Raw genomic sequence first — 25,732 nt, forward strand, 5'->3', positions numbered from 1 at the left:
CTCCTTATTCCGCATCTGCCGCAGAAGACCGCTTCTTCATCATCTCACCCAGCGTCTGCACACGGGTATCGTACTGGGCGGGGGCAAAATTCTGCGGATCGGTCTGATCGCCGTCGAAGCTGGCGTAAGGAAGACCATTTTTCTCATAGATCAGTTCCGCGGTTTCCACATTGAGGAAGCTCATCAGCTTACAGCTTCGGTTCAGGTGATAGAGCACCCCGTCGCTCTGGCTCTTTTCCATAATTCCCAAAAGAACATTGACCTTGTTTTCCAGGCACGTATTGATGTATGTGCGCGTATAGGCTTCGGCCATGGAATGCAGCGATTCATCCTCGGCGTCGTAAGTTAAATCCCACATATTGGGGTAGGCGGAGCCCGTCATAATGGTTCCCATGTTTTTCAGGGATTTAAAGGTGTGCCCCAAATAAGGCCATACCGCAATGCCTTCCCATGTAATGCGGTTCTGTTCCGCTCCCTTAAAGGCGTATTCGCCTTTTTTGTATTTCTCCTCCAGCTCATCCGCAAACTTGCGGAAAGTGATTTCGGCATAATCCCGGCTGCGCGCGCAAACGACCAGCGCCATGTAATTGAAAAGGTCGAAGCCGTTGAGCGGAGAGGGCTTAAACCGGCTCATCGAGGCGATCCGGTTCCACTGAGCAATGGAGCGCTGCGTCTGCTGGCGGACTGCGTGGAATTTCTCATAGTCAAAAGGACGCCCGCAGATCACCTCCAGCTGAGAAATGGCGTTGCGGAACTGGTCGGCGATATACTCCTTGGAATACTCGGGAACGGGCATGGTATGATTGTAGGGAACATCGATCACGATACAGGGAATGTTCAGCTCCGCGGCCAGATTCTCGTACCATTTGAGCAATGTATTACAGATGTTGTTGCATGTGATCACCAGGTCTGGAAGTGGAACACGGGCAGCCGGGGAGTTGGCCAGCGCCTCCGGGGTTTTGCCGGTGACGGCTTCTTCCTTGAGCAGCTTCATATAGCCCATATTTACCCGGCCGTAGGAACAGCAGTCCACGGAATAGCCGTCGCGGTCGGCTACCTCCAGCATATCCAGCGAGCCTTTTCGCGCGCCGATGCCGGCGGCATGTGTTTCCGGGTACACCATTGCAATATCCATGGCCACGCACATCTCTGGCGGAGCCACAGAGGCCGACCAACAGACCAGTTTTCCATTGGCTTTGGCCTGTCGGGCCTCCTCATCCAGCTTAGCCTGATAGTAGGCCAGCAGTTCTTTTGCAGTCATTTGGCTGATTGCTTTTTCACTCATGCTGATTTCCCCTTTCGTTTTGCTTCTTCATAAGCCAGGCGGGCGGCTCCCAGCGCACCGGTGAGTTGGGGGCTGCGCGCAATCGCAAGCCTTTCGCCAAGCTCCGTTTGAATCGCGTCGGCAACGCCTCTGTTCAGCGCTACTCCGCCGCACAATACTACCTCGTTTTCAATGTCAACCCGCTGCGCCAGCGCGCAGGCCTTTGCCGCCACACTGTGGTGGACGCCGGCGATAATATCTTCTTTCGATCTGCCCTGGGACAGAAGAGAGATCACCTCCGACTCTGCAAATACGGTGCAGGTGCTGCTTACCGAAGCCGGATGCTTGGAACGGAAATGATACTCTGCCATTTCCCCCAGCTTCACCTCCAGCACACGGGACATCACTTCCAGAAACCGCCCCGTTCCTGCGGCACACTTGTCATTCATGTAAAATTGATGGATGTTGCCCTGGCTGTCTAATGAAATCGCCTTGACATCCTGGCCCCCAATGTCAATGATGGTTCGCGCCGCGGGATTCTGAAAAAACACCCCTTTGGCATGGCACGAAATTTCACTCATTTGCAGATCGGCAACCGCCAGCAGCGATCGGCCGTATCCGGTGGAAAGGATGAAAGTCATATCTGCCGGCGAGAGACCGCTTTGCTCCTGAATCTGAGCCAGCAGCCGTTTGGGGCCGCTGGTACCGGTGCCGGCTGAAACGACGGCGGCGGCAGCCACCTTGACGCCGTCCTGCAGAACTACCGCCTTGGAGGAAGAAGAACCGATATCGATGCCCATCGTATACATGCGGCAGCTTTCCCCTTTCCCTATTCCATCGGCTTACCGGCTTTTGTTTGCTTCTGCACCGCGATCAATGGGGGCTACCGTTTGAACCAGTTCAATCAGAATGCCCTCCGAATACCGCGGCCGCAGGAAATTGACAATGATGTCTGAGGTGCCTTCCACCGCCTCCGGCTCCAGCATCTCCAGGCCCTTGCCGCGCAGCTCCTGACTGGCGGCTTCCACATCCTCTACCTCAAAGGCAATGTGGGCAATGCCTCCCTTTCCGTTATTGAATTTGGTCAGCACTCCTTCGTGGGGAATGATGAATTCAATCGGGCTTTCCATCATCGGCCCATATTTGGTGAAGATCAGATCGGCGTGATAGCTTTTGACATACCCGCGGTAGTCCACCTCCAGCCCCAGCAGATCGATCAGGTGTTCCGCCTGCTCTACCGTAGGCAAAACGACCCCCACATGATGCATGCGCATTGGTTTCAAATCGCTCATCCTTCCTATCGTTTGTTGATTAATTTTGTGTATATTGTATCATCGCCGTTGCCTTTTAAAAATGAAATGCAATGGATTTATTTTGAATGAAATTGCATTCCATTTGAAACTATTTGCTATTTATGGTATTCTAAACAGGAATTAATTTGGGAGGAATGACGATGACGGACTATGGAATCATGCTGCGGCGTTTCATCGATTTTACTGGAAGTAAGCTCTATGCTGTCGCCGACGAAATAGGATACGATGTCTCGTACGTCAGTAAGTGGTGCAACAAGGACCTTCTTCCTGCGCCCAAAACAGCAGCCACGGTGAATAAGATTTTGGTTTGTTTTTTTGCCACCAGCATTCAGCAGGACGGGCGTGAGAATGAATTTTTCACTGCGTTCCCGGGCTGCGAATCCGGGCATACGGTAGAGCAGCACATCTGTACCCTGTTGACAAAGGCTTATGAAGCGTCTGCCCACACAAAGACAACCTCCGCCTCTTCCAAAATCGAGCTGCTGACTCATCGCAATCAGATGCTGAGCTCTTTACAGGAATTTGCCCGTCATCGCCTTACGGCGGGAGGCGAGGTATTCTGCAGCATCGATTTGCTCACGCTGCTGAAAAGCCGGGACTTTACCGTGCTGGATCAACTGGCAGGTGACATGGAACTTCATTTTCACGCCGCACTGAATATGGAGCGCTTTCAGAAAGACCCGATGAAAAACCTGGGCCTCCTTTACGGCTTTTTGACCCGTTATCCCACGTTTTACCTCACGCTTTATGATGGCTCCGGACTGGAGGGGGAAGGGATGATCGCGGCAAAAAACGGCGGTGCGCTTATGGCGGCGCTGAGCCCAAAAGGGGAGCTGGACGCTCTTTTGGTGCTGGAGCCCGGTGAAAACGCCAACCAGCTTTATAGGACGGTAATGGCCCGCTTAAAGGAGTGTCCCCTGCTGCTTTCGCCCGCCACGCCGGAAAGCATGAACAACAACGGTTACCGAACCGATTTTTACAGTCGGGATCAATACAAGTTTTTTTCTCCCTATGGATTTGAATTTCTTCTTCCGGAGTCCATCTGCAGTAAACTCATTCAGGCAGGGGAGGCCGACGCGCCGAACCCCGCTCTTTCCAAGTTCATCCGGAGACTTTTTATCACTTGGGAAGAAGTTTTTGAAAAGAGCCATATCGATTTTTACCTGCTGAAATCCTCTGTTCTTCGGTATCTGGAATCCGGTGATCTTTTATTTGCTGATATCATGTATCAAATGTCCCCTTCGGAACGGCTGGAACATCTGGAAAATGTAAAGAAGCAGGTCATGCACAACCCTGAAATCCGTTTTATCGTTCTGGATGACGACACGTTCTCCCCCAGCTTTGCCCCTACCTTTTCCGTATACATCAATCCCCAAAAACTATTTCTCAAAAATCCCGCCGCTTACCAAACAAAGAAAGGGCCGCTGTTTTATACGGTGCAGAACGAAACGCTGCTTCAGGCCGCCAGCCAATACCTGGATTCCACTTTGAGTCATTCGTCCTGTAAGGTGTATGATTCCAAAAGTCTGGAAGAACTGGAGAACCGCTATGGCGGCATGCTCTACCGTATGCTGACGCTCTGAATCGAAATCGAAGCGAACCGGGCCGCAAGGAATCCGCACTGCTGTTTTCTGCAAAGATTCCCGGCAACTATGATTTTTAAGAGAAACCTCCCGGCGATCCGGGAGGTTTTGCATTAAAAAAACACCTGACCCCATTTATTTGTGGGGTCAGGTGTTTTTTATGAAAGGAGGCTTTCTTGAACGGCAAAGTCATCCATTCCACAACAAATGATGTGTTTTTATAAAAAACGCTTGTAGTGTTCATACACTTTGTTATACTGAAAATACGGTACCGTAAAAATCAAATCAGATGAGGAGATTCTTTATGGAATTATTGACAGTAAAACAAATCGGGATCGCCCGCACAGACGAACATCGCTTTTGGATTGAACTGAATCCGGAGTACAGAGAGGCCATGACCGGGCTGAAGGGCTTTGAGTATCTGAATATTTTCTGGTGGTTCGACCGCTGCGACAACTCTGAAAGCAGATCGGTATTGACGGAGGAGCAGCCTTATTCTAAGGGGCCGGCGCTACTGGGAACCTTTGCCACGCGCTCACCAGAGCGCCCGAACCCCATTGCGCTTACCTGCGCGCAGGTAACGTATCTGCAGATGGAAAAAGGGATCATCGGCCTTGCCTATTTCGACGCGCTGGATCAAAGCCCGATTCTGGACATCAAGCCCTATACACCCAGCCTGGACCGCGTGGAGCACCCGGGCGTTCCGGCCTGGTGCGCTCACTGGCCCAAAAATGTGGAAACCAGCGGGGAGTTTGACTGGTCCGCTGAATTCAATTTCTAAGAAGACGGCCTTGACCCCAAGAACAATGGAATAGAAATGATTCCACAATCTAGTTAAGTTCGGTTGAAAACCGTCTTACTAACAGCAAAAGGCCCGCGGAAATTCCGCGGGCCTTTTCGGGCTTATTTTTGCACCGGAAGATACATGATACGAGCACTGATATTACTTGAGGCTCTTCCTGTCGCCAGATCGGCATACCAGAAAAAGAGACCGGGCCATGTTTTCTGGCACCACCGCCCGCCGAACATCGAGCTCTGCCATCCATCGAACGTATTGTTCTGCTTGAAGTAGTCGCCCACTGGGCCTTCCTCCGTACCTTTCACCTCTGAGGTCAGGAACATAAAATCACATTCCTCGCTGTACGCAAACGCGGAAGTAAAGCCATTCTCTTTGCAAAGGGTGAAGCCGGTGTTGCGGTAGGGCGCACCCTTATAGTCGTCCTGGTACTCCCCGTCGCTCCACCAAACGGCATTGATTCCGCTGCATTCAAAGTTGAGACCGTCGACCAGCTTCCAGATATTGCCCCACAGGTTTTCCTCCCCGCGGTATGTAACTGAAGAAAAACCGTCGTCGGGGCCGCCGGAGCCGGAGGTATTCCCAAGGTGCGATGTCCGCCCGGTCTTTTCCGCTCCGTTGCCGCCTTCGCCGACCTCTTTGTTCACCACGCCTTTTCCGATTTCCTTTTTCGAGTCGAAGCTTGCGTATTCCACCAGCATCAGCAATTCGGTGGCGTTGAGCGACAGAAAATCGATAAGCTGCCAGCCATCCCCCCGATTGGCGGTCAAAACGCGTGCGTTCGCGCGGTTGAGCATCTGGCCGTTCGCCCCGCTGACCGGCTTTGTGCCCGCAATGGAGGACAACGTTAGCATTGAGCCTGGGTTGGCAGTGAAAACACTCTCATCCTCGTAATAATAAGTTGCCTTTTCCTTGTCGTAGATACTGGCTTCATAAGCGCTGGAGTATATGAAGTCGTATTCAACGCCGCGCCGCAAAAAGCTTGGGTACACCCGAAAGCCCGGCTGCGCATCCTCGCTGACCCACCAGCGGGCCCTGCGAATGTGATGCCCCTGACCGCCCTCAATCGGCTCTAAAGCAACGGGCTCCACTTTGTAGTAAAACTTGGGCTGTTCCACCATTACCTGAACGGGAGTCCCTGCCGGATAGGTTTTTCCGTCTTTAACAATTGGAGTATGCAGTGTGCCGGATTCTGAATACCCCTCGTCGCCGTAGTAAGCGACGACCGCGCCGTCGTCGGTCAGGTTGCACCGCTTTCTTCCGCCATACATGCGCACGACATCAAAATCAGCCCCCGGTGTTTTTCCCGCGGAAGCCCCCAGACGTTGCACCGTACCTGTGGTAAAATCAAAGTCCACACCATATGCGGTATTATTTTTCATAAAAATCATTGCCTCCATTTTATGTTATTTGTTTATGCAAAGGCCCTGCGGGAGCGCCGCAGGGCCTTTACAGTTAGCAGAATCGAAACGGTTACCGAATGGTGAGGAGAACGTCACCGGCACCGACGGAATTATTTTTCTCAACGTGGATCTTTTCCACAACGCCGCCCGCGGGGGCAAGCAGCTCGTTTTCCATCTTCATAACCTCCAGCAAAACAACCGGCTGACCGGCTGTTATGCTGTCACCCTCGTGGACCATGATATCCAAAATTTTTCCGGGATACTCTGCTTTCATCATTGTTGCTTCTGCACTCATTGTCAAAACTCCTTTTTTAATTTAAAATTTTATTTTGTTGATATTGTTATAATTGAGAATTTTTCATATCGGTAATGAACATATGTCCCGGCGCATGTGTGATCACAAACGGAGGCTTTACATTCATAACCACCGCCTGCGGGGTAACACCGCAGGCCCAAAAAACCGGAACCTCGCCCTCTTTGATGGTGACCGGGTCGCCAAAATCAGGATGATGGATGTCGCGGATTCCAATGTATTCGGGGTCCCCAATATGGATCGGTGTGCCATGCACCTGCGGCATCCGTTCGGTCACCGTAACGGCTTTTACCACCTTTTCGTGGGGGATCGGCCGCATACTGACCACAACAGGCCCGCTGAAAATACCTGCCGGGCGGCATGGGATATTTGTAATATACATAGGCACATTGCAGTTTTCCGTAATGTGCCGTACCTCTATCCCTTCTTCGATCATTGGCGCTTCAAAGCTGAAGCTGCACCCCAGCAGAAAGCTAACTAAATCATCGCGCCAGAAGGAGGAAACATCCTCGTACTCTCCCTGCATCACTCCATCGCGGTAGACCCGGTATTTGGGGATATCTCTGGCAATATCGCTCCCCTTTGCCGTAATGGAAAACTCACGCGAACCGACGTCGCTGACCTCCAGAACAGGGCAGGGTTTTGGATTGCGCTGCGTAAACAGCAGAAAATCGTATGCAAACTCCCTGGGCAGCACAACCAGATTCCCCTGTGCATACCCGGCACACATTCCGCTGGTGGGAGAGGTGATTTTCCCCTCCCGGATCATTTGACGGACTACTTTGGGTTCCTGATGGAACAAATTCATAACGATCCTCCTTCATCTGTCTGGGAATGAGCGAAAAAAACAATCTCTGCAAAACGACGATGATCCTCCACCCCAGGAGGCTCTACACAAGCGCGGCGATGCTTTCTTCCGATTCCAGCGTGCAGATATCGTACTGCGCGCTTTGGAACGCTTCGCTTTGCAGCAGCCGCATTTGAAATGCCGCGTTGGTATCCACACCGGAGACCGAAAACTCCCGGATGGCCTGCCTCATTTTCGCCGCGGCCTGCTCCCGGGTAGGCGCATGGGCAATCAGCTTGACGAGCAGGTTATCATAATAGGGCGGAATGGAGTAGCCCTCATACACCGCGGTATCGAGCCGGATTCCGCTGCCGCCCGGCAGGCGCAGATTCGTCAGCGTGCCCACGGAAGGGGCAAAGTTCTTTTCGGGAGTTTCCGCATTGATGCGGCACTCGATCGCGTGTCCTCTGGCGAGCAGATCACTCTGCCCGAAGGTCAACCTTTCCCCCCGGGCCACACGAATCTGCCATTCCACCAAATCCACACCCCACACCAGTTCCGTGATAGGATGCTCCACCTGAATACGGGTGTTCATCTCCATAAAATAGAAGCTGCCGTCGTGATCGAGAAGGAATTCCACTGTCCCCACACCTGTGTAGCCCACCTGCCGGGCAACACGAACAGCGGCTTCCCCCATTTTTCTGCGAACCTCGTCCGTAAGGGCCGTGCTGGGGGAAGGGCATTCCTCCAGCACCTTTTGGTGCCGCCGCTGCAAAGAGCAGTCGCGCTCCCCCAGATACACCACATTGCCGAATGAATCCGCCAGAATCTGAACCTCAACATGGCGGGGATTCAGCAGCTTTTTTTCCAGATAAACATCTCCGCACCCGAAAAATCGCAGCGCCTCTTCCCGGGTGACGGCCAGAGCCTCCGGCAGCTGGCCCACACAATCCACCTGCCGAATCCCCCGCCCGCCGCCACCGGCGCATGCCTTGATCAAAACCGGGAACCCCATGCGCTGCGCACATACCTCGGCTTCCTTTTGCCCCCGCACCACGCCTGGGGAGCCGGGAATCGTCGGCACGCCCGCAGCCGCAGCCGCGCGCTTGGCGTTGGCTTTGTCGCCCATTCTGCGGATCACTTCGGCCTTTGGGCCGATAAAGCAGATCCCCTGCTCTTCGCACCGTTCGGCGAATTCCGCATTTTCACTCAGAAAGCCTACGCCGGGATGCACCGCATCGGCCCCGGTTATCTTGCACGCGGACAGAATCGCATCCATATTCAAATAGCTTTTCGCCGACGGGGCCGGCCCCACACAAACCGACCTGTCTGCAAGCTGAACATGCAGGGCGTTTTTGTCGGCCTGGGAGCATATCGCCACCGTACCAAGCCCCAGCTCTGTGCATGCACGAAGAATTCGTACCGCGATTTCACCCCGGTTCGCGATCAACACCTTTTCGAACATTGTTATCCCTCGCCACGCTGCCCAAAACAGCTCTTATTTCATCCGCAGAACCGGCTGACCGAATTCCACCGCCTGCTCGTTTTGCGCCATGATTTCTGTAATGACGCCGTCGCGCTCGCTGACGATCTCATTCATGATCTTCATAGATTCGATCACAAACAGCGGGTCGCCTTTTTTCACGGCTGTTCCAACCTGAATAAACGGCGGCTGATCCGGCGCGGCGGACGCATAAAACATTCCGACCAGCGGCGAAATCACCACGCTGTCCTGTGCAGGATTTCGGCAGTCCTCCTGAGGGGTTGCGGCGGTCTCCGTCCCGCCGCTTTTCTCGGGGCTGCTTTTTTCCAGATACAGCTCGCCCTGCTGATTGGACAGGCGCAGTACGCCGATCCGGCTGCTTTGGAACTCCTGCATCAGCCGCATGACGTCGTTTACAGACAGCTGCATTTGTGCATCCTGCACTGGCAGCATGCTTTCTTTGAAATTCTCTATTTTTTCCCGATATGCCAACAACTCTTCCTGCGCCTCCTCCACACTGACTGCACGAAAACGGATGGTGTCCCCGGGCCGGGCCTGCGCTAAAAGGGGCAGATCCGCCGTTATGACCGCCGCGATTTTCGTATACCCTCCGGTTGTCTGCCGGTCGGCCATCATAATGATCGGCTGGCCGCCGGCGGGCACCTGAACCGCGCCCATCACAATACCGTCGGAGATAATATCCGCCCCCGCGCTCTGCTCGATCTGCGGCCCCTCCAGCCGGTACCCCATGCGGTCGCTGACGGGAGTTACCGTATAGTCGCCGCTGAGGAATGTCCGGATTCCTTGTGGGGTAAACGCATCCTCCTGCGGCCCCAGAACCACACGGAGGAAAACCTGCACCGGAAAATCAGGCACCAGCTCTGTGCGTGCCGCAAGCGCGGCAGTATTTGCGCTCTCCGCGAGCGGCAGCTCATCCCCCGTGCGCAAAGGCCGCCCATACAGACCGCCGACCTGCGCCTTGCAGCAGGTGGATTTGCTCCCCAGATCACCGGGAACGGCAATTCCGCCCGCAAAGGCGATGTACAGCCGGCAGCCCCGGCGCATCGGCGCAAAGGAGAGAACATCCCCCGCATTCACCAGAACCGACTGCCACATGGGAAAGGCGTGCCCGTTGATCTTCATTTCCGCCTCGCCGCCGGTCACCGCGATCAGGCAGCGATCCTGAAACCGCAGGCTGGAGCCGATCAGCGTCGCCTCCAGCACCGCTTCATCAGGCGCATTGCCCACCAGCAGGTTCGCCGCCCGAAAGCTATAATCATCCATCACCCCGGCAGGGGAGATACCCGATTCCAGAAAACCGAACCGGCCAGCATCCTGCACCGTGGTGAAAAGTCCCGGGGAAAGTACGACTGCGCTGTTCATGCTTTGTCCCTCCTTCCCGCACCGCGGGGGAATCCGTCAGCCGTTTACCGGTCGGCGGGTTCTGGCAAATGCCTGGAGGCGCTCATGGAATCCATGCAGAAGCTGCTGTGCTTCTTCTACGCTGACCCGTTCGAAGCGGATTTTGGTACCGGCCTGCGCCTGCGCCAGCAGGGGCAGGTCTGCCGTTACCACGGTGGCGATTTTGGTATATCCGCCGGTGGTCTGCCGGTCTGCCATCAGTATGATGGGCTGGCCGCTGCTGGGTACCTGAACCGCACCCATCACGATGCCGTCAGACACAATATCCGCTCCCGCCTTATGGGTGATCTCCTCCCCCTCCAGGCGGTATCCCATCCGGTCGTTCGCCGGGGTGACAAGGTACTCGGTATTCAGAAAGCTGGCGATGCCCTCTTCGGTAAACAAGTCCTCCTGCGGCCCAAGAACGGCCCGCAGAGTGATCTGTGTGGGGAATTTCGGAATCCATTCCTCACTGGCGGCCCACAGCTTTGCTTCCCCAGACGGCGCTTTCAGCGGCACCACATCATCCCGTTTCAGCATGCGTCCCTCAAATCCACCCATCTGCGCCTTCAGGTTGGTGGATTTACTGCCCATGATGACCGGAACATCCAGCCCACCGGCAAACGCGATATAGGCGCGGCACCCGCCCTGAATTCCGGAAAACGACAGGCGGTCGCCCTCCCCCACCGGGATGGTCTGCCACATGGGAACCGGCTGGTCGTTGAGCTTCGGCTGCATCATGGCGCCGGTCACTGCGATCCGCGTGCTGCACTGAAATTCCAGCACCGGCCCCATCAGGGTTACTTCCAGCACCGCTTCCTCCTGCGGGTTATCCACCAGAAGGTTGGCGGCGCGGTGACTGTAGCTGTCCATTACGCCGGACACCGAAATGCCCGACTGCAAAAATCCGAACCGGCCCGCATCCTGAACAGTGGTCAGGGCGCCCGGTGAAATCACTTTTACTGCGTTCATTCTTTCGCCTCCTTTTTGGGGTACAGGCGATACTGGTACCTGCCCTGCGCCACCTGCTGTTCGATCTCGCCGTATTCCTTTTCGCTGACGGGAACAAATTTCAGGTAATCCCCGGTGCGGTACAAAATGGGAGGATTGCGCTGCGGATCGTACAGCAGAATCGGCGTGCGGCCGATGAGCTGCCAGCCGCCGGGGCTGGCCAGTGGGTAAATGCCCGTCTGCTGCCCGGCAATTCCGACCGAGCCGCTGTTGATTTTGGTTCGCGGCGTTTTCAGGCGCGGCGTTGCGATGCGCTCATCCATTCCGCCCAGATAAGGAAAGCCCGGGGCAAAGCCCAGCATGTAAATCAAATACTCGCGCGAGGAGTGAATCTGGATCACCTCGTCGCGGCTCAGCCCGCTGTGCTGGCATACAAAATCCAGATCGGGGCCGCAGTCCCCGCCGTAAAGCGTGGGGATCTCCATCACGTTGGGCTTTGGCAGCTCCATTTTTTCAAGGCTGCCTTCCAGCTTCTGCAGGGTTTGCAGCATTTCGCGGTACGGCACGGTCAGCGGATCGTACTGAACCAGCAGAGAGCGGTAAGTAGGGGTCAAAGACACGATCCCCGGAAGCGCGGCCTTTTCAATCGCCAGATACATCCCGCGAACCCGTTCGTTAATCTGCGGGGAGATTTCGTTGCCGAACTCAACGACCAGCGCCGAGTCCCCCGCGATGAGATATTTCGTCTGCGAATACATAAAATTCCTCCTGACGATTAAAATAAGCTGCCCATTCCGACGATTGCAAAGTACGCGAACAAAATCGCCGAAACAATGCCGGTCACGGTGAGCCAGATGGGGTGGTGATACTCCTCACCCACGATGTCTTTCCGGTATGCGGCGACCAGACTGATCACCAGAGCCAGCGGCAGCACAAGCGCGTTGAGCGCGCCCGCGACGATCAGCAGTGTAGCCGGCTTGCCAAGCAGCAGCATGACCAGAGTGGCGCAGGTGATAAAAGCAATCGTCACGGCCTTATTGTGATTGGATACCGTCTTGCTCAGCGATTTGACAAAGGAAAGCGAGGTATACGACGCGCCGATAATCGAGGTGATCCCGGCGAAGAACAGCAGTAGGCCGAAAACGCGGTAGCAGATTTCTCCGCCGCCCTGCAAAAAGGCATCGGCCGCAGGGTTCGTGGGGTCGAGCGAAACGCCTTTGACTACCACACCGAAAACCAGCATAAACAGGAAGAAGCGACTGAAAGCCGCGATCCCCAGGCCGCCGCAAGCGCTCTTTACGATTCTCTTCTCGTTTTCCTTGCCCACAACGCCGCCGTCGATCAAACGGTGCGCGCCGGCAAAGGTGATATAGCCGCCCACCGTACCGCCCACCAGAGTGAGAATGGAGGGGAACAGCGCCGGGACTCCTGTGCTGGGCGCAAAGGTCTCTTTCAGCGCCATGCCCACAGGGGGCTGAACGACAATCATGACTCCTAAAATGATGAGGATCTTCAGGATGCTGAGGATCTTTGCGATATTATCCACCGCGCCCTGCGCGTTTTTCACGGAAAATACGATCACCGCGATGACGCCTGCCGTAACATACCCGGCCCGCAGATCGAGTCCCATCATGGCGTTCAGGCCGAGGGCCGCGCCGCCGACATTGCCGATGTTGAAAATCAGGCCGCCCACGAATACGAAGATGGCCAGAAAATATCCCAGGCCCGGCAGCAGCTTGTTCGCCACATCCTGCGCGCGCATATTCGCCACGCACAGAACTCGCCACACGTTGATCTGCACGATAAGGGACAGAAGCAGCGAAGCGATGATGACGAAGCCGAAGCTGCCGTGAAAATCATTGGTAAATTTTGCAGTCTGTGTCAGAAAGCCCGGCCCCATCGCCGAGGCCGCCATCAAAAATACGCCGCCGATGGCCTGACTGCGTTTGGTTTTGGTTTTGGTTTCACCGTCCATTAACAAATCCTCCTAAACCCTGTTATCATTCTGTGCAGGCCCGCAGATCGGCAATCTCAATTCCCTCTTTGGTCAGGCTCTCGCGAATATGTTTTACAAACTCAACTGCTTCAGCATTGTCGCCGTGTACGCAGATCGACTGCGGTTTGAGCGAAATCTGCTCGCCGGTGATCGCCGTCACCACATTGTCCTTGGCCATGCCGATGATGCGCCGCACACACTCATCCACATCGTGGATCACCGCGCCGGGGGTTCCTCTGGCGACCAGACTGCCGTCCGCATTGTAGGCGCGGTCCGCAAATACCTCGCTGGCACAGGTCAGGCCCACCTGCTGCGCGGCCTCGAGCATTTTACTGCCGGAAAGGCCCAAAAAGATCAGCTTGGGGTCTACCTCGTAAACCGCTTCCGCCAGCGCCATTGCCAGCTTCATGTCTTTGGCGGCCATATTGTACAGCGCGCCGTGCGGCTTTACGTGGGCAAGCGGCACTCCGCTCGAAACGCAGAACGCGTTCAGCGCGCCGATCTGGTATTTCATGTAAGCCTTGGCCTCTGCGGGGGTGATGTTCATGTTGCGGCGGCCGAAGCCCATCAGGTCGGGGAAGCCGGGGTGTGCCCCGATGCTGACGCCTTTTTCTTTCGCCAGGCGCACCGTATGATCCATCACGCAGGGGTCACCCGCATGGAAACCGCACCCGACGTTTGCGGAGGAAATATACGCGATGACCTCTTCGTCACGGCCGATGGTATAGGCGCCGAAGCTTTCTCCCAAATCGCAGTTCAAATCAATTCTGCTCATTTTTCTTGCTCCTTTTTTCAAAATTTTATGTAATTAAGACATCTGCCGCTGAAATGTTATAGCAATAAGCGTGCCAACCTGTTGTTTCGCGTATTTTTCTGTATTTTGCTGCAAATCCATTTCTTTTTTCGCATAGAAAATAAAAAAGACCGTGCGAATTCGCACGGTCGACCTGTTCAGTTTCGCACAATGTGCGATTTTGAACTATTGTAATTCATTCACTTAGAAAAATCGAATAGAAACGCAAAGATTGCTGCTTCCGCCTGCGGCGGAAGCAGCAATCAATCGTTTTTTTAAGTGAAATGACTGCATACTCACTTCATCTGATCACGGACTTTCGGTTTCTTCCCTCACCTGCGGCAAAGGAAGAAACCGATTTTCTTTGATGCCGCTCTTTTTCGTAAATTGGCTCTATTGCTCCAGCCGGCGGCGCAGAGAAAACCGGCTGTACCCCAAAAGCTTTGCCGCCTGAGAATAATTGTCCCCAGTCAGCCGGAGCGCTTTATCGATATAGGCCATTTCGAGCCGCTCCAGCTCTTTCTGCAAATCGATCGGGCTGCTCAAATCCTGCATGGGCCAGAGCTCCCCGCTCTGCGGCACAGATACCTGTGGAGCGCCGCTTTCCTCCAGCAGCTGGCCGGTATGCTCCAGCACATCGCCGTCGCAGAACAGCACAGCGCGCTCGAGCACGTTGCGAAGCTCACGCACATTCCCTTTCCAGGAATACTCCTTGAGCTTCTGCATAAAGGCGGGCGAAATCTGCCGGATGTTTTTGCCGAGCTTCTGGTTGAAAAAATCCAGATAGTATTGGCACAGCGGCTCGATATCCTGCGGCCGCTCGCGCAGGGGCGCCAGATAAAGCTGCACGACGTTCAGCCGGAAAAACAGATCGGCCCGAAACGTTTTTTCTTCAATGGCCTGTTCCAGCGGGCGGTTTGTGGCGGCGATCACCCGCACATTTACCTCTACGTCGCTCAGCCCGCCCACCCGGCGGAATTTGCGATCCTCCAGAAAAGTGAGCAGCTTGGCCTGCATCGGGAGCGGCATATCTCCGATTTCATCCAGGAACACCGTTCCCTCGTTCGCCAGCTCAAACAGGCCTTTTTTTCGGGCCAGCGCCCCGGTAAACGCGCCCTTCTCGTGCCCGAACAGCTCGCTTTCAAACAGGCTTTCCGGCACGGCGCTACAATTGATTTTCACCAGCGGAAAATTCCGGCGCGCACTTTTCTGGTGAATCTGCGCCACCACCACACCTTTACCGCTGCCGGTTTCGCCGCGCACGAGAAGGTCTACGTTGTCTTTGGCGCTGAGCAGCTCCACCTGCCTTTTGATCTGCTGCATCTGCGGACTGACCCCGATCAGATCGGGCGGCCCGCCGGAAGAAAGCAGCTCCAGCTTGCGGCGGCTTTTCAGCTGATCGAGCGCGCGGCGGATGACGATATCTATAGCGTCGATATCAAACGGCTTCTGCACATAATCGTAGGCCCCGCGCCGAATGGCCTGCACCGCCTGCGAAATGGAGCTGTACGCCGTAATGATGATGATCTGAATATCCTCATCCAGCTTTTTGATGGTTTCGATATATTCCATACCCAGCACGTTCCCGAGCCGGTTGTCCAGCATCACTACATCGGGCTTGAACTCCTCCGCCAGCCGAAGGCCCTCCTCGATGGTCTCGGCCTCCTGCGTCAGGTACCCCAGGTCTGTCAGACCCTCCCGCAGCGAAATGCGGATGAGGTACTCGTCATCAATAATCAGTATTTTACTTTGCATCGGTTCGTTTCCTTTCTTCCGCACTCCGCTCTAACGGCGGAAGGTGATCCTTGCTTTTGTCCCCTGCCCGGGCGCGCTCTTGATCTGAAAGGCGGCGTCATTTTGCCGCAGAAGCTGCGACACGATCGAAAGGCCCATCCCTCCGTCGCGGTTTCCCTCGCCCAGGCGCTCCGCCGCTATCCCCGGCCCGTCGTCGATGATCCACAGGCAGACGCAGTCCTCCTGCACATCGGCCTTCATCAGAATCTCTCCTCCGCTTTTCATCGCCTTGATACTGTTGTTGATCAGGTTGATCAGCACCTGCTTCATGGCGCTTTTATCCGCATACAAAAGGACGTCCTTCGGCGCCTCGCACCGCAGACTGATATGGCTGTTTTCCGCGATTTTGGAATACAGCAGTAGGATTTCTTCAAACAGCTCGTCCACGGGGATCAGATCCTTTTTTAGCTCCCGTTTCCGGCTCAGGCTGCACAGATTCTCTACCAGAAGGTTGATGCGGTCCACCTCGCCGACGATGGTTTCGCACAGAACCCGGTCGTTATCCTGCGTCAAATGGCGCTCCACCACCTGCACCCCCACGCGGATCCCCGCCAACGGGTTGCGGATTTCGTGCGCAAGCTCCGCGGCCAGCTTTCCGGTATAGATCAGCTTTTCATCCTGCACCGCCTGCTCCTCCATCATTTTGCGGTAGGTGATATCGTCTACCGTGCAGAGCACGCCCCACGATTTCTGGTTTTCATCCATCAGCCGCCACACGCCGAGCTCCACATCCAGCCGATGATTTTCTTCGTCCGTCAGCTGGATCGGATCATAAAATACTTTTTGGTTTTCAAGGCATTCCTCCAACAGGGCCGACAGCGGTTTTCCCTCATGCCGGTACTCGGTTTTGGCCAGCAGATTCTGTGCGCGGCTGTTGCTCAGCAGGATATTCTGATCCTGATCATAAGCGATGACGGCCAGCGGCAGGCTTTCCACAATCGTCTGGTTCAGGTTCTTTTCCCGGCGCAGATCGGCCGTATAGCGCTGAAGATTCCGCAGCATTCCCTGGAATACACGCGCCAGCTGGCCCAGCTCGTCGCCGCGGTTGGTAAATTCCACATCTACGTCCCACGGCTCCTGCGGCTGCTCGCTGACAGTGCGGCAGGCGTAGCTCAGCCGCCGGATGGGCGTTGAAATGTTGTCGGCAATCAAAATACTGGCTTGCAGCACCAGAATCAGCTGAGCAATGATCGCCAGAACGGTATACTTCTGCTCATGCAGCAGCTCTGTCGTGAACACCTGCTGGTCGACCGTGTACGATATTTTCCAGCCGAGCTGGTTATCACTGCTGGAATACAAAACCTCTCCCGTTCCGGCCGGAGTTCCGCCGATATAGGTGCCGTCCCGGTCCTCAATCAGGATGTGAAACTGCGGGATCTCCCTGTATTTTTCCCGCAGCTGCTGCACCTCACCCATCCGCACGGAATAATCGATATCGAATTCAATCAGGGAAATGTTGTTCTCCGCCAGATTCCGTTCTTTCGCCAGCTTTGTGCTTCGGCTCGTGTCGTACAAAATCACGCCGAACATTACGGTAGAGATGATCCCCAGCAGAAGGAACGGGATCAATATTTTTCGCTCAATATCAAAGATCGGCCTGCGGCGCATCGGCGGCTCCCTCCTTCCAGGTCAGACGGGACGTGAGGAAAAATCCCAGCGAGGACAAAATCGTTCCCGGGAACGCCGGATGAACCGGCAGAATCTGACTGTAGTACAGTGGGTAAAACACCGCGATCGCCAGGAGCCCGACCAAAAGCGCCGCCCGGGCGCCCTGACGTGTCGCCTTCGGGTATAAAAACGCGCCATAAAGGGCTGGAAAAAAGATCACGCCGAAAATTCCCCAGATGTCGCCGCCGTAAGACAGCAGACTGGCCGGGGGGTGCGTGGAAAACAGCAGCGACAAGGTGCCGCCGATCAGCACCCCAAGGCGCGTCAGCAGAATCGTCGTATACTCCCGCGGCGGCCTCGGGCACAGGGGACGGATCACATCGTAGGCAAACGAAGTGGAAAACAACAGAAGCTGTGAATTTGCGACGGAAACGCACGCCCCCAGAATCGCAAACAGGAACAGTGTATTGAGGGGCGTAAACAGACGGTCGTTCAGAACGTACACCACCACGTCGTCCGCGTTCGTAACAGCGGCCAGCGACGGGAACAGCACGCGCATCCCCAGGCCGATCGTCAGAAGGGCAAAATAGAAAACAGCCAGGTAGCACAGCGCGCTGCGCACGGTACTGCGGGCGGCACGCTTGTCCTTTGCGGAAAGCATGCGGATCATATACTGGGGATTGCTGGCCAGACCCAGCCCCCACCCAAAAAACATGGTGGTGCTCATGCGCGGGGTAAACTTCTCCCCGTCGAACAAGCGGAACAGATCGCCCGGCTGGTTGACCGAAACGCTGCCGCCGTGCGCGTAGCCGGAAACCTCCCCTGCCTTCTGGAACAGCTCGGAAAATCCCCCGGCCTGCCCCACCACCAGCAGATACACCGAAGCGGTGCCTACCGTCAGCAAAAGAATATGCGCCACATCGATCCGGGTCACCGCGCGGTACCCCCCGAAGGTGGAGTACAGAATAAACAGATAGATCATCAGCGTCGCCACGTTGTAGGGAATGTTGAACAGACCAGACGCCACCAGGCCAAAGCCTTTAATGTGGATGATGATATACAGTGTATAGGTCACCATCATGACCAGCGCAAATAAAATCTGAAGCCATTTGGAGCCATATTTTTTGCCGATCAGCTCGGGAATGGTCAGCACATCGTAACCATACAGGCGGCCGCTGATCATCTGCAGCAGAAAGGCCCCGAAAAACCAGGGCACCACCGAATACAGCAGCGGGGCCAACCCGCTTTCAAACACGTTCCCCGTAAAGCCAAGGATCGTCGCGGCGGAAATCCATGTTCCGATAAAAGTCAGTGTGCTGCGGAACAGGCTCAGCTGCCGGTTCCCCAGGTAAAAGTGCCGCAGGGTATTCTGCTGCTGCGTTCTGCTTTTCCCCACGATCAACAGAACGATGGAGTACAGGGCAAAACACCCCAGATAAAGAATCTCCTTATCAAAATTCACCGCTTTCGTCTCCTTTGCTTTTGATTGGAAGCTCTGCTGAAAGGTCCGGATTCTCAACTTAGAAATCAATAGACGCTTTTTATATTAGCATATTGTCCAAAAAAAGCAACGCAGGTCTTTCGATATTGTTCTGGAAAACAAAAGCAGTTTTGAGGTGAAACAGTTCCGCTCAGCCAATGATATAGCACCAGATCGGAATCGTCACCATAGAAAGCAGCGTGGTCAGCACAACACATTTGGTCGCAAAAGGAGCGTCGCTGTTGTACCGCGCGGCAAAAATCGCCGCCGTCGCGCCCGCGGGCATTCCCGTCATAATCACGCCGACACCTGTTGCGGTAGGGTCCAGCCCAAACAGCAAACCAAGACCAAACGCAATCAGCGGCAGAAGAATCAGGCGAAGCACGCTGAACCAGAGCGTGGTTTTGTTGACGATGGTCTTTATGTTGACATCCGCCAATATCGTACCGATGATGAACATGGTGATAGCGGAGTTGCAGTTCCCGATAGTTTGAATGGAGGAAACAAGAAGAACGGGAAGCTGAATCTGCGTCACCATCAGAAACATTCCGATATAGATCGCCACAAGACACGGGTGCGTCAGAATATTGCGGATGACTTTTTTCGGGTCTGTGGAACCCGCGACGAAATAAGATGTTCCGGCCGACCACATGACGACCCGCATCGGGATCAGGAAAACCGACGCGTACAGCAGCCCCAGACTGCCGTAAACGCCCTCGGCGATCGGGTTCCCCAGAAAGCCGCCGTTTGAAACGATCGTGCAGTATTGCAGCACCTTTTTCTGCTGCTCGTGATAGCCATTAAACAAAAATCGATTTAAAAAAACGCATAACAGCTGGATCAGGATACCGACAGCCAGCAGCACGCTGCACGCTTTGAGCACGGAGATGTCAAAGGCGATCAGACACGATTTGATGATATTGCAGGGGATGATGATGCTTACGCACAGGTCTGTCAGGCATTTTTTGCCGGGCTCGTCGATGATTCCGCGGCGTTTGAGCACGACGCCGGCCAGAATCATCACAAACAAGGTTCCCTGCAAATTGAACAGATCGATTACTTTCATATGTATTCACAGCCTCTCTTTCCAAAAGCGAATGAGAAAAACGCTGATTGATTCATTTCGGGAGCACAAGCTCCTGTATAGAGGAGAGCAGCCTCTTCAGGCGGTCATTTTCATTTTGCAGCTGGCGGCAGAACACATTCAACTCTTCCACCTGCCTGCGCAGCCCCTGTACCTCTGAATTTTCAGCGGGGAAGCTGAACTCTTGTTTTTTCTGTTTCGAAAAGAACCGCTTCATTCTGTAATCTCCCTTCCGATTATCTCCATTCTCTGTCCCTGTTAGAAAGATAAATTTTCAACTCTTCCGTCTGCAAGGGCAGAGGAAGAATCAGGGCTTTCAAGCGCTTTTACTGTATTATTTAAGTATAGAAGAAAAACGCCTTATTGTATAACTGTTATTTTTGATATATGATACAGTGTAAATACTGTAATTTTGAAAAGGAGGACGGCCGTTGAACTTTTTGAGCATGACTTATTTTACAACGACAGCCAGAGAACAGAGCTTTACCAAAGCCGCCGAACAGCTGCATATCACCCAGCAGACGCTGAGCGCCCACATCGCTGCGGTGGAACGCGAGCTGGGGTGCCAGCTGTTCATCCGCCACAGCCCATTGGAGCTGACCTATGCCGGAGAAGTCTTTTTGCAGTACGCTTTGGATTTTCAGCGGAAGTACCGTTCTATGGAGCAGGAGTTCAGCGATATCTCTCACAACCAGAAAGGGGTTCTGCGCGTGGGAATCGCCTATACTCGGGGCCGCACTATTTTGCCGGAGCTGATCACCGAATACCAGAAAATTTACCCCCAGATCACCGTGCAGGTAATGGAAGCCAAAAACGACGTATTACAGCAAAACCTGCTCAAGGCCGAAATCGATCTCGCGATCGCCAACTTTCCCGATCAGATTCCGGGGGTAGAGCTGATGGATTTTTATGAGGAAGAGGTCGTTCTGCTGATTGCGGAATCGCTTCTGCGCAGGCTTTTCGGAGCAAAAACCGACGCTGCGATCCAAACAATTCAGGACGAACAAAATCTGTCTGTTCTTTGCGACTGTCCCTTCCTGTTCAACAGCCGGGAGGACATCGCCGGAAAAATCGGCCACCACCTGATCGCGCAGGCAGATTTTATCCCCACCGTAAAGGCGCAGGCCGGGAACATCGAAACGCTTCTCGATCTGTGCGCCAGAGGCGTGGGCGCCTGCTTCTGCCCTGAAAAATTGGTCCGAACCGCCCTTTCCGAAGAAGAGATTTCCGGCCTGAAAGTTTTTCACTTCAGCGAGTCCACACGGTATCAGATTCGATTTGGGTGGCTGGGGCAGGCGTACCGCTGGAGCACGATCTCAAGCTTTATAGAGCTGGCTGTCCAGCTGATCCGGTAAAAGCACTGCAAACGGAACTATTTTATTTTCAGTGGCGTTTCTGTATTCAGAAAGCATAGGAAGGCGGGCCAACCGCCCCCAAAGTTGCCAGGGGGAAAGCATTTGTTTTTATTACATTCGCACAGAAAAAGCCGGTTCACTTTCCAAAACGCAAATTTTGACACGAAACACCTCGGTATACAAACCGATCTACAGAATTTTACTTGTGCTATACAAGCAAAATCCAGTTTCATCTCTTCGACCTGGTGTGATAAAATGAAGACAAATACAGGGTAGTCCCTCCAATAGGAAATACAAACGGCAAGCAAAGAAGTTGGCTGAATCAGTCACTGCTTTGTTTGCCGTTTTCATTTTCGCCTGAAAACACAGGCAGGCCTTGTATTTTTCGCAATTGCTGCCGGCTGCTGTCTCGCTTTGATATTAAAAGAAGTGCAGTAATTTTTTTCCAGCACATACCTAATTTTTATTTTCCATAGGTAAAATGTAATCATCATTTTTTGCTTTACGCCTGAAAGCGGCAGAAAGGGTTCCTTGACATCATTTCAAAAACGTAGTACCGTATTAAATAGTAAATTCATATATGATTAGAATGAATAAAGCTTTTAGTTCAAACCAACTCCAAAAACCTTTCTTTTTTCCATTTGGGACAGCTGCCGCTTCTCCTCTAAAGAAAAGCAGAACAGCAGCTTTCCACGCAAAATTCTCATTCATTCTGGATGACAGCCCTTGTTCAGCTCGGAACCCTAATTTTCCTCCGCCATTTTTGTTTTAAGAGAAAATGCCGGAAATCACAAGCATATCACTGTGGATATCAAGGTAAAAACTGCTTGAATTCCCTGTGGTGTTTGCTAGAATGGGACTCATAAATTGGAAATTTATCCAATTTTGCCAACGTTGTACAGTCTGGATCAAAAAAAGCGGCAGACAAAGGCGTTGGCTGAACCAGCGATCTCTTTGTCTGCCGCTCTGTGATTTGTCTGTTAAAAAACGTGTTGACCAAGCTTCGCTTTCGCAATGGAAATAAACTGCTGCATAGAGCGTGAAACAACCGCACGGTCCAAATAGCAGATGGCCAGACTGCGGCGGGTGTCCCTTTCATTGATGGGATAAATCCCTAACGGCTCTTCTGCGGAGGACTGCCGCGTCAGGTCCTGCAGCATTCCCGTCGGCGACAGGGTAATTCCCATGCCGGCGCGGCAAAAGGCGATGGCCGTTTCCAGAAAATCCGTTTCCGTTACGATACGGGGAGTGATCTGATGGCGGCGGAACAGCTCGTTGCAGGAATCGCGCACACTGCCCGATCGCGGAAGGATAAAGGGACACTCTTTCAGCAGCTCGATCTCCGCAGAGCGGGAAAGTGCAAGCGCAACCTCCTGCGCGTTCTCGTGGAACATGTTTTCCAGAGAAACCATTGGCGCATAAATGCTGATGGTTTCCTCCAGCACCGGCACAGCCACCGTATTGTTCGGGTATGGCGGACGGGTCATGATCATATCGACCTTGTGCTTTTGCAGCAGCTCGCTTAAATCCGAGAAATTTCTCTCGTAAAGCTCCAGCTTTACATAGGGACACTTTTTCATCAAATCCGGAAAGATTTGCGGCAGCAGGGTTCGGGCATAGGAGGACGCGATTCCGATGCGCAGGTTCTGGCATTCTCCTTCAGAGAAATTCCACATTTCCTGTTCCAGCTGGCGGTGCAGAAACAAAAGTTCATCCGTGCGCTGATACAGCTGTTCCCCGGCTGCCGTCAGCGTGAGCGGGCGTGTCCGCTCGAACAGGATGACCCCCAGATCCGCTTCCATCTGCGCAATGTGGGCACTCAGGGTCTGCTGCGAAATGTAAAGCTGCTTTGCCGCAGAAGAAAAACTGCGGGAATCGGCAACCACCATGAAATAGCGAAGCTGCAAAAAGCTGATCACAGTGCTCCCTCCCCTTTTTTGTTGTATTTTAACATAACCCCGGCACGTTTGACAACCCAAAGCCGCCGCCCGGGCTGACGGCATGAGTTATTGAATGCAGATAAAATTTTGGAGAAAGAAAGGTTGTTTGACCAATGGCTTGGACGAAACGCGATCGTTTTCGGGCTGTGATGAATGGGGAGCTGGCCGACCGTGTGCCGGTTACAGCATACCGCCACCACACAGAATTTGAACACAGCGGGCCGCGCGTAATGGCGGATAAGCTGCTCGAGTTCCAGCGGGAATATGACTGGGACGTGATGAAGATTAACCCCCGTGCCGTTTACTATTACGAGGCATGGGGAAATGAGTATGATTATGACCACTACAACGATGTGGTTCCCACACGCACCAAAACACTGATTCACGATTACCGTGACCTGGAAAAGGTTTCGGTGCTGCCGGGTGATCAGGGCGTCTTTGCGGAACAGCTGGACATGTGCAGAATGATCGTACAAGACAGCGGCGGCGAGGTTCCCATTATCCAGTCGGCGTTTACGCCGATCGGCATTCTTCTGAACCTGTGCGGTATGCGCAGCGTCGGGCGCTACCGCCCCTCCCCCAGAGAGGAAAGCCCGCTGATCGATCTGTGCCTTGACCACCCCGATGAAGTAAAGCGCGCACTGAAGAACATAGCCGAAACGATGGCCGACTACTGCTCGAAGCTGCTCACCACCGGAATTGACGGCGTATTTTACGCGTGTCTCGGTATGGCGCGCAGCGGCTACTTTACATTGGAAGAGTGGAAGGAGTTTGTCGAGCCATATGATCTGATGGTTCTGGAGGCCCTGAAGGGTTCTCAGGTGATCATTCACACCTGCGGCATTTACGGCAACCCCGAGCGCTTTACCTCGTGGCCGATCAACATGATCCACTGGGCCTCCAGTGCGGTCGGCTGCCCGCCCATTTGGGGAAGCAAAGCGTGGCTGAACGGAAAAATTGCGATGGGCGGCGTGGATGAGCGTCCCTTTGGCCAGAACAAGGCCGAAGAGATCGGTCGGCTTGCCCGCACCACTCTGCAGAAGATGCAGGATGAACCGTTTCTGCTGGCTCCGGACTGTTCTGTTTCTGTGCATACACAGGACGACGAGCTGCGCGCATTCCGCGCCAGCGTAGAAGAAACTCTGCGCTAAGCGGCGCACAGCAAAGTAAAAGAGAGGATTGTGATTTAAGATGACCTATCTTCATGCCAGCAGAGCAATCACCGGCGACGGAAAAACCATTCTGAGCCCCGCATGGGTTGGCTTTGACGGAAAATTCATCACCTATGTGGATTCCCAAAAGCCCCTGGACGCCACGCCGGAAAATACCCGGGAGTTTGGCGAATCCGTCACCCTGACCCCCGGCCTGATGAATATACACGACCACATCAGCCGCAAATCGCTGCGCTTCCCGGCACCCGGCAAAACCTTCGGCGAATGTGCGACCAAGCTGATGAGCAATGATCTGCCCTACCTGATTCTGCACAGCTATGTCAATATGCTGAGTTACCTGAAAGACGAGGGCATCACCTATGTGCGCGACCAGGGCCTGACCGGCTACACCTGTATCAACCTGCGGCAGGCCATTGAAGAGGGGCTTGTCATGGGGCCGTATATCAGCAGCTGCGGCATGTCCATCAGCATCACCGGCGGGCACTGTTACCGCCAGAGCATAGAGTGCGACGGCCCCGACGCCGTACGCCGCGCCGTGCGCATTCAATGCAATAAGGGCGCCGACGTCATCAAATTCATGGGCAGCGGCGGGCTGGAGCATTTTCCGCAGGAGGACCCGAGCATCCCGCAGTTCACGCTCGAAGAGCTCCGCGCCGGTACTGACGCCGCGCACGATCTGGGCCGCGACTGTGCGATCCACGCCTATTCCAACGAGGGAATCCGCCGCGCGGTGCTTGCCGGGATCGATCATATTGAGCACGGCTGCATGATGACCGAAGACCTGATCGAAGAAATGGCCAAGCGCGGCACTCACCTGAACCCGACCATGACGGGAATCCGCGGCGCAGCCAAGGCAGGCCCCAATGCAAAATACTGGGATATGCTGCAGGAGCGCGTGTTCAGCAAGCAGGAACAGGGCATGCGCTGGGCAAAGGCAGCCGGCATTCTCATCGGCGCAGGCACCGACACCGCTGGAACACTCCGTGACGAGATCGCCATGATCGCAGACACGCTCGGCGAGGGCCCGGTAGAGGCGATCGGCCGTGCGACCGGCACAAACGCAAGGATCGCGAAGCGCGACGACATGGGACTTTTGGAGGTCGGGCGTCTCGCGAACATCGCGGCATTCGACGGCGACCTGACGAAGAGTCTGGACGGCCTCGCCCGCGTGGTGCAGACCTGGAAGGACGGAACCACCTGCAAATAACAGTACCAT

At 54.3% G+C, this 25,732-nt stretch carries 24 protein-coding genes; 5 read left to right on the forward strand and 19 right to left on the reverse strand.

Going from position 1 to position 25,732, the window contains the following annotated elements; genetic code table 11:
- Positions 1-4: 4 nt before the first annotated feature.
- The 3 genes from HMPREF1141_RS07150 to HMPREF1141_RS07160 are packed head-to-tail and all read right to left on the reverse strand — an operon-like array spanning position 5 to position 2,538.
- Positions 5-1,285, reverse strand: coding sequence for a 2-hydroxyacyl-CoA dehydratase family protein (locus HMPREF1141_RS07150; protein ID WP_009062724.1), 1,281 nt, complete (start codon positions 1,283-1,285; stop codon positions 5-7).
- A complete protein-coding gene (locus HMPREF1141_RS07155) occupies positions 1,282-2,073 on the reverse strand; it encodes an acyl-CoA dehydratase activase (protein ID WP_009062472.1) in 792 nt (263 codons plus the stop codon). The genes HMPREF1141_RS07150 and HMPREF1141_RS07155 overlap by 4 nt, the downstream gene beginning before the upstream one ends.
- A 33-nt stretch (positions 2,074-2,106) precedes the next feature.
- Positions 2,107-2,538, reverse strand: coding sequence for a VOC family protein (locus HMPREF1141_RS07160; RefSeq protein ID WP_009062713.1), 432 nt, complete (start codon positions 2,536-2,538; stop codon positions 2,107-2,109).
- 179 nt (positions 2,539-2,717) lie between these two features.
- Between HMPREF1141_RS07160 and HMPREF1141_RS07165 the strand changes: the two genes are divergently transcribed.
- Complete coding sequence (locus tag HMPREF1141_RS07165) at positions 2,718-4,160, forward strand: hypothetical protein (protein ID WP_009062704.1); 1,443 nt, start codon at positions 2,718-2,720, stop codon at positions 4,158-4,160.
- Positions 4,161-4,464: 304 nt separating this feature from the next.
- Positions 4,465-4,941 (forward strand): SAM-dependent methyltransferase, encoded by a 477-nt coding sequence (locus tag HMPREF1141_RS07170; RefSeq protein WP_009062515.1) that lies wholly within the window; start codon positions 4,465-4,467, stop codon positions 4,939-4,941.
- Between the two features lie 122 nt (positions 4,942-5,063).
- On the opposite strand, the gene HMPREF1141_RS07175 is transcribed toward HMPREF1141_RS07170, so the two are convergent.
- The 14 genes from HMPREF1141_RS07175 to HMPREF1141_RS07240 all read right to left on the reverse strand — a co-directional run bounded on the left by HMPREF1141_RS07175 (position 5,064) and on the right by HMPREF1141_RS07240 (position 20,266).
- The gene (locus tag HMPREF1141_RS07175; RefSeq protein WP_051044286.1) at positions 5,064-6,338 is read right to left on the reverse strand and encodes a hypothetical protein; all 1,275 of its coding nucleotides are present in this window, start codon (positions 6,336-6,338) and stop codon (positions 5,064-5,066) included.
- Between the two features lie 91 nt (positions 6,339-6,429).
- Positions 6,430-6,654 (reverse strand): acetyl-CoA carboxylase biotin carboxyl carrier protein subunit, encoded by a 225-nt coding sequence (locus tag HMPREF1141_RS07180; RefSeq protein WP_009062785.1) that lies wholly within the window; start codon positions 6,652-6,654, stop codon positions 6,430-6,432.
- Between the two features lie 46 nt (positions 6,655-6,700).
- Entirely contained in the window at positions 6,701-7,480 is a 780-nt protein-coding gene (locus HMPREF1141_RS07185) for a putative hydro-lyase (protein ID WP_009062453.1), read from the reverse strand.
- Between the two features lie 82 nt (positions 7,481-7,562).
- Entirely contained in the window at positions 7,563-8,924 is a 1,362-nt protein-coding gene (gene accC, locus HMPREF1141_RS07190; RefSeq protein WP_009062719.1) for an acetyl-CoA carboxylase biotin carboxylase subunit, read from the reverse strand.
- A 33-nt stretch (positions 8,925-8,957) separates the two neighbouring features.
- Entirely contained in the window at positions 8,958-10,325 is a 1,368-nt protein-coding gene (locus HMPREF1141_RS07195; protein WP_009062464.1) for a 5-oxoprolinase/urea amidolyase family protein, read from the reverse strand.
- Between the two features lie 36 nt (positions 10,326-10,361).
- Positions 10,362-11,315, reverse strand: coding sequence for a biotin-dependent carboxyltransferase family protein (locus HMPREF1141_RS07200; RefSeq protein ID WP_009062643.1), 954 nt, complete (start codon positions 11,313-11,315; stop codon positions 10,362-10,364).
- Positions 11,312-12,052, reverse strand: a complete 741-nt coding sequence (gene pxpB / locus HMPREF1141_RS07205) for a 5-oxoprolinase subunit PxpB (RefSeq protein ID WP_009062543.1) — start codon at positions 12,050-12,052, stop codon at positions 11,312-11,314. The genes HMPREF1141_RS07200 and pxpB overlap by 4 nt, the downstream gene beginning before the upstream one ends.
- A gap of 17 nt (positions 12,053-12,069) precedes the next feature.
- Complete coding sequence (locus HMPREF1141_RS07210) at positions 12,070-13,269, reverse strand: NRAMP family divalent metal transporter (RefSeq protein WP_009062758.1); 1,200 nt, start codon at positions 13,267-13,269, stop codon at positions 12,070-12,072.
- Positions 13,270-13,294: 25 nt separating this feature from the next.
- Positions 13,295-14,065 (reverse strand): 5-oxoprolinase subunit PxpA, encoded by a 771-nt coding sequence (locus tag HMPREF1141_RS07215; RefSeq protein WP_009062528.1) that lies wholly within the window; start codon positions 14,063-14,065, stop codon positions 13,295-13,297.
- A gap of 411 nt (positions 14,066-14,476) precedes the next feature.
- Entirely contained in the window at positions 14,477-15,838 is a 1,362-nt protein-coding gene (locus HMPREF1141_RS07220; RefSeq protein ID WP_009062689.1) for a sigma-54 dependent transcriptional regulator, read from the reverse strand.
- 30 nt (positions 15,839-15,868) lie between these two features.
- A complete protein-coding gene (locus HMPREF1141_RS07225; RefSeq protein WP_009062568.1) occupies positions 15,869-17,485 on the reverse strand; it encodes a sensor histidine kinase in 1,617 nt (538 codons plus the stop codon).
- The gene (locus HMPREF1141_RS07230) at positions 17,463-18,947 is read right to left on the reverse strand and encodes a sodium:solute symporter family protein (protein ID WP_009062743.1); all 1,485 of its coding nucleotides are present in this window, start codon (positions 18,945-18,947) and stop codon (positions 17,463-17,465) included. The genes HMPREF1141_RS07225 and HMPREF1141_RS07230 overlap by 23 nt, the downstream gene beginning before the upstream one ends.
- 169 nt (positions 18,948-19,116) lie before the next feature.
- Complete coding sequence (locus tag HMPREF1141_RS07235; RefSeq protein ID WP_009062696.1) at positions 19,117-20,031, reverse strand: AEC family transporter; 915 nt, start codon at positions 20,029-20,031, stop codon at positions 19,117-19,119.
- A gap of 52 nt (positions 20,032-20,083) precedes the next feature.
- Complete coding sequence (locus HMPREF1141_RS07240) at positions 20,084-20,266, reverse strand: hypothetical protein (RefSeq protein ID WP_009062462.1); 183 nt, start codon at positions 20,264-20,266, stop codon at positions 20,084-20,086.
- 214 nt (positions 20,267-20,480) lie between these two features.
- On the opposite strand from HMPREF1141_RS07240, the gene HMPREF1141_RS07245 reads away from it, so the two are divergent.
- Positions 20,481-21,404 carry a LysR family transcriptional regulator gene (locus HMPREF1141_RS07245; RefSeq protein WP_009062746.1) on the forward strand — a complete coding sequence of 308 codons (924 nt, stop codon included), beginning with the start codon at positions 20,481-20,483 and terminating at the stop codon, positions 21,402-21,404.
- Positions 21,405-21,965: 561 nt separating this feature from the next.
- Here the strand turns inward: HMPREF1141_RS07245 and HMPREF1141_RS17345 are convergent.
- Positions 21,966-22,115, reverse strand: a complete 150-nt coding sequence (locus HMPREF1141_RS17345) for a hypothetical protein (RefSeq protein WP_009062682.1) — start codon at positions 22,113-22,115, stop codon at positions 21,966-21,968.
- A gap of 269 nt (positions 22,116-22,384) precedes the next feature.
- Positions 22,385-23,323 carry a LysR family transcriptional regulator gene (locus HMPREF1141_RS07250; protein ID WP_009062789.1) on the reverse strand — a complete coding sequence of 313 codons (939 nt, stop codon included), beginning with the start codon at positions 23,321-23,323 and terminating at the stop codon, positions 22,385-22,387.
- Positions 23,324-23,457: 134 nt separating this feature from the next.
- Here HMPREF1141_RS07250 and HMPREF1141_RS07255 point away from each other — a divergent pair, with 134 nt between their 5' ends.
- Both HMPREF1141_RS07255 and HMPREF1141_RS07260 read left to right on the forward strand, forming a co-directional pair.
- Positions 23,458-24,495 (forward strand): uroporphyrinogen decarboxylase family protein, encoded by a 1,038-nt coding sequence (locus HMPREF1141_RS07255; protein ID WP_035316717.1) that lies wholly within the window; start codon positions 23,458-23,460, stop codon positions 24,493-24,495.
- Between the two features lie 40 nt (positions 24,496-24,535).
- Positions 24,536-25,723, forward strand: a complete 1,188-nt coding sequence (locus tag HMPREF1141_RS07260; protein ID WP_009062688.1) for an amidohydrolase family protein — start codon at positions 24,536-24,538, stop codon at positions 25,721-25,723.
- The last annotated feature ends 9 nt before the right edge of the window (positions 25,724-25,732 follow it).

Source organism: Clostridium sp. MSTE9 (genome assembly GCF_000277625.1).
Taxonomy (GTDB): Bacteria; Bacillota; Clostridia; order Oscillospirales; family Acutalibacteraceae; genus Faecalispora; species Faecalispora jeddahensis.

Bases quoted from the DNA above. Each gene is read 5' to 3' on its own strand.
- HMPREF1141_RS07150 (WP_009062724.1), bottom strand. From the start codon at position 1,285: ATGAGTGAAAAAGCAATCAGCCAAATGACTGCAAAAGAACTGCTGGCC.
- HMPREF1141_RS07155 (WP_009062472.1), bottom strand. From the start codon at position 2,073: ATGTATACGATGGGCATCGATATCGGTTCTTCTTCCTCCAAGGCGGTA.
- HMPREF1141_RS07160 (WP_009062713.1), bottom strand. From the start codon at position 2,538: ATGCGCATGCATCATGTGGGGGTCGTTTTGCCTACGGTAGAGCAGGCG.
- HMPREF1141_RS07165 (WP_009062704.1), top strand. From the start codon at position 2,718: ATGACGGACTATGGAATCATGCTGCGGCGTTTCATCGATTTTACTGGA.
- HMPREF1141_RS07170 (WP_009062515.1), top strand. From the start codon at position 4,465: ATGGAATTATTGACAGTAAAACAAATCGGGATCGCCCGCACAGACGAA.
- HMPREF1141_RS07175 (WP_051044286.1), bottom strand. From the start codon at position 6,338: ATGAAAAATAATACCGCATATGGTGTGGACTTTGATTTTACCACAGGT.
- HMPREF1141_RS07180 (WP_009062785.1), bottom strand. From the start codon at position 6,654: ATGAGTGCAGAAGCAACAATGATGAAAGCAGAGTATCCCGGAAAAATT.
- HMPREF1141_RS07185 (WP_009062453.1), bottom strand. From the start codon at position 7,480: ATGAATTTGTTCCATCAGGAACCCAAAGTAGTCCGTCAAATGATCCGG.
- accC (WP_009062719.1), bottom strand. From the start codon at position 8,924: ATGTTCGAAAAGGTGTTGATCGCGAACCGGGGTGAAATCGCGGTACGA.
- HMPREF1141_RS07195 (WP_009062464.1), bottom strand. From the start codon at position 10,325: ATGAACAGCGCAGTCGTACTTTCCCCGGGACTTTTCACCACGGTGCAG.
- HMPREF1141_RS07200 (WP_009062643.1), bottom strand. From the start codon at position 11,315: ATGAACGCAGTAAAAGTGATTTCACCGGGCGCCCTGACCACTGTTCAG.
- pxpB (WP_009062543.1), bottom strand. From the start codon at position 12,052: ATGTATTCGCAGACGAAATATCTCATCGCGGGGGACTCGGCGCTGGTC.
- HMPREF1141_RS07210 (WP_009062758.1), bottom strand. From the start codon at position 13,269: ATGGACGGTGAAACCAAAACCAAAACCAAACGCAGTCAGGCCATCGGC.
- HMPREF1141_RS07215 (WP_009062528.1), bottom strand. From the start codon at position 14,065: ATGAGCAGAATTGATTTGAACTGCGATTTGGGAGAAAGCTTCGGCGCC.
- HMPREF1141_RS07220 (WP_009062689.1), bottom strand. From the start codon at position 15,838: ATGCAAAGTAAAATACTGATTATTGATGACGAGTACCTCATCCGCATT.
- HMPREF1141_RS07225 (WP_009062568.1), bottom strand. From the start codon at position 17,485: ATGCGCCGCAGGCCGATCTTTGATATTGAGCGAAAAATATTGATCCCG.
- HMPREF1141_RS07235 (WP_009062696.1), bottom strand. From the start codon at position 20,031: ATGAAAGTAATCGATCTGTTCAATTTGCAGGGAACCTTGTTTGTGATG.
- HMPREF1141_RS07240 (WP_009062462.1), bottom strand. From the start codon at position 20,266: ATGAAGCGGTTCTTTTCGAAACAGAAAAAACAAGAGTTCAGCTTCCCC.
- HMPREF1141_RS17345 (WP_009062682.1), bottom strand. From the start codon at position 22,115: ATGAATGAGAATTTTGCGTGGAAAGCTGCTGTTCTGCTTTTCTTTAGA.
- HMPREF1141_RS07255 (WP_035316717.1), top strand. From the start codon at position 23,458: ATGGCTTGGACGAAACGCGATCGTTTTCGGGCTGTGATGAATGGGGAG.
- HMPREF1141_RS07260 (WP_009062688.1), top strand. From the start codon at position 24,536: ATGACCTATCTTCATGCCAGCAGAGCAATCACCGGCGACGGAAAAACC.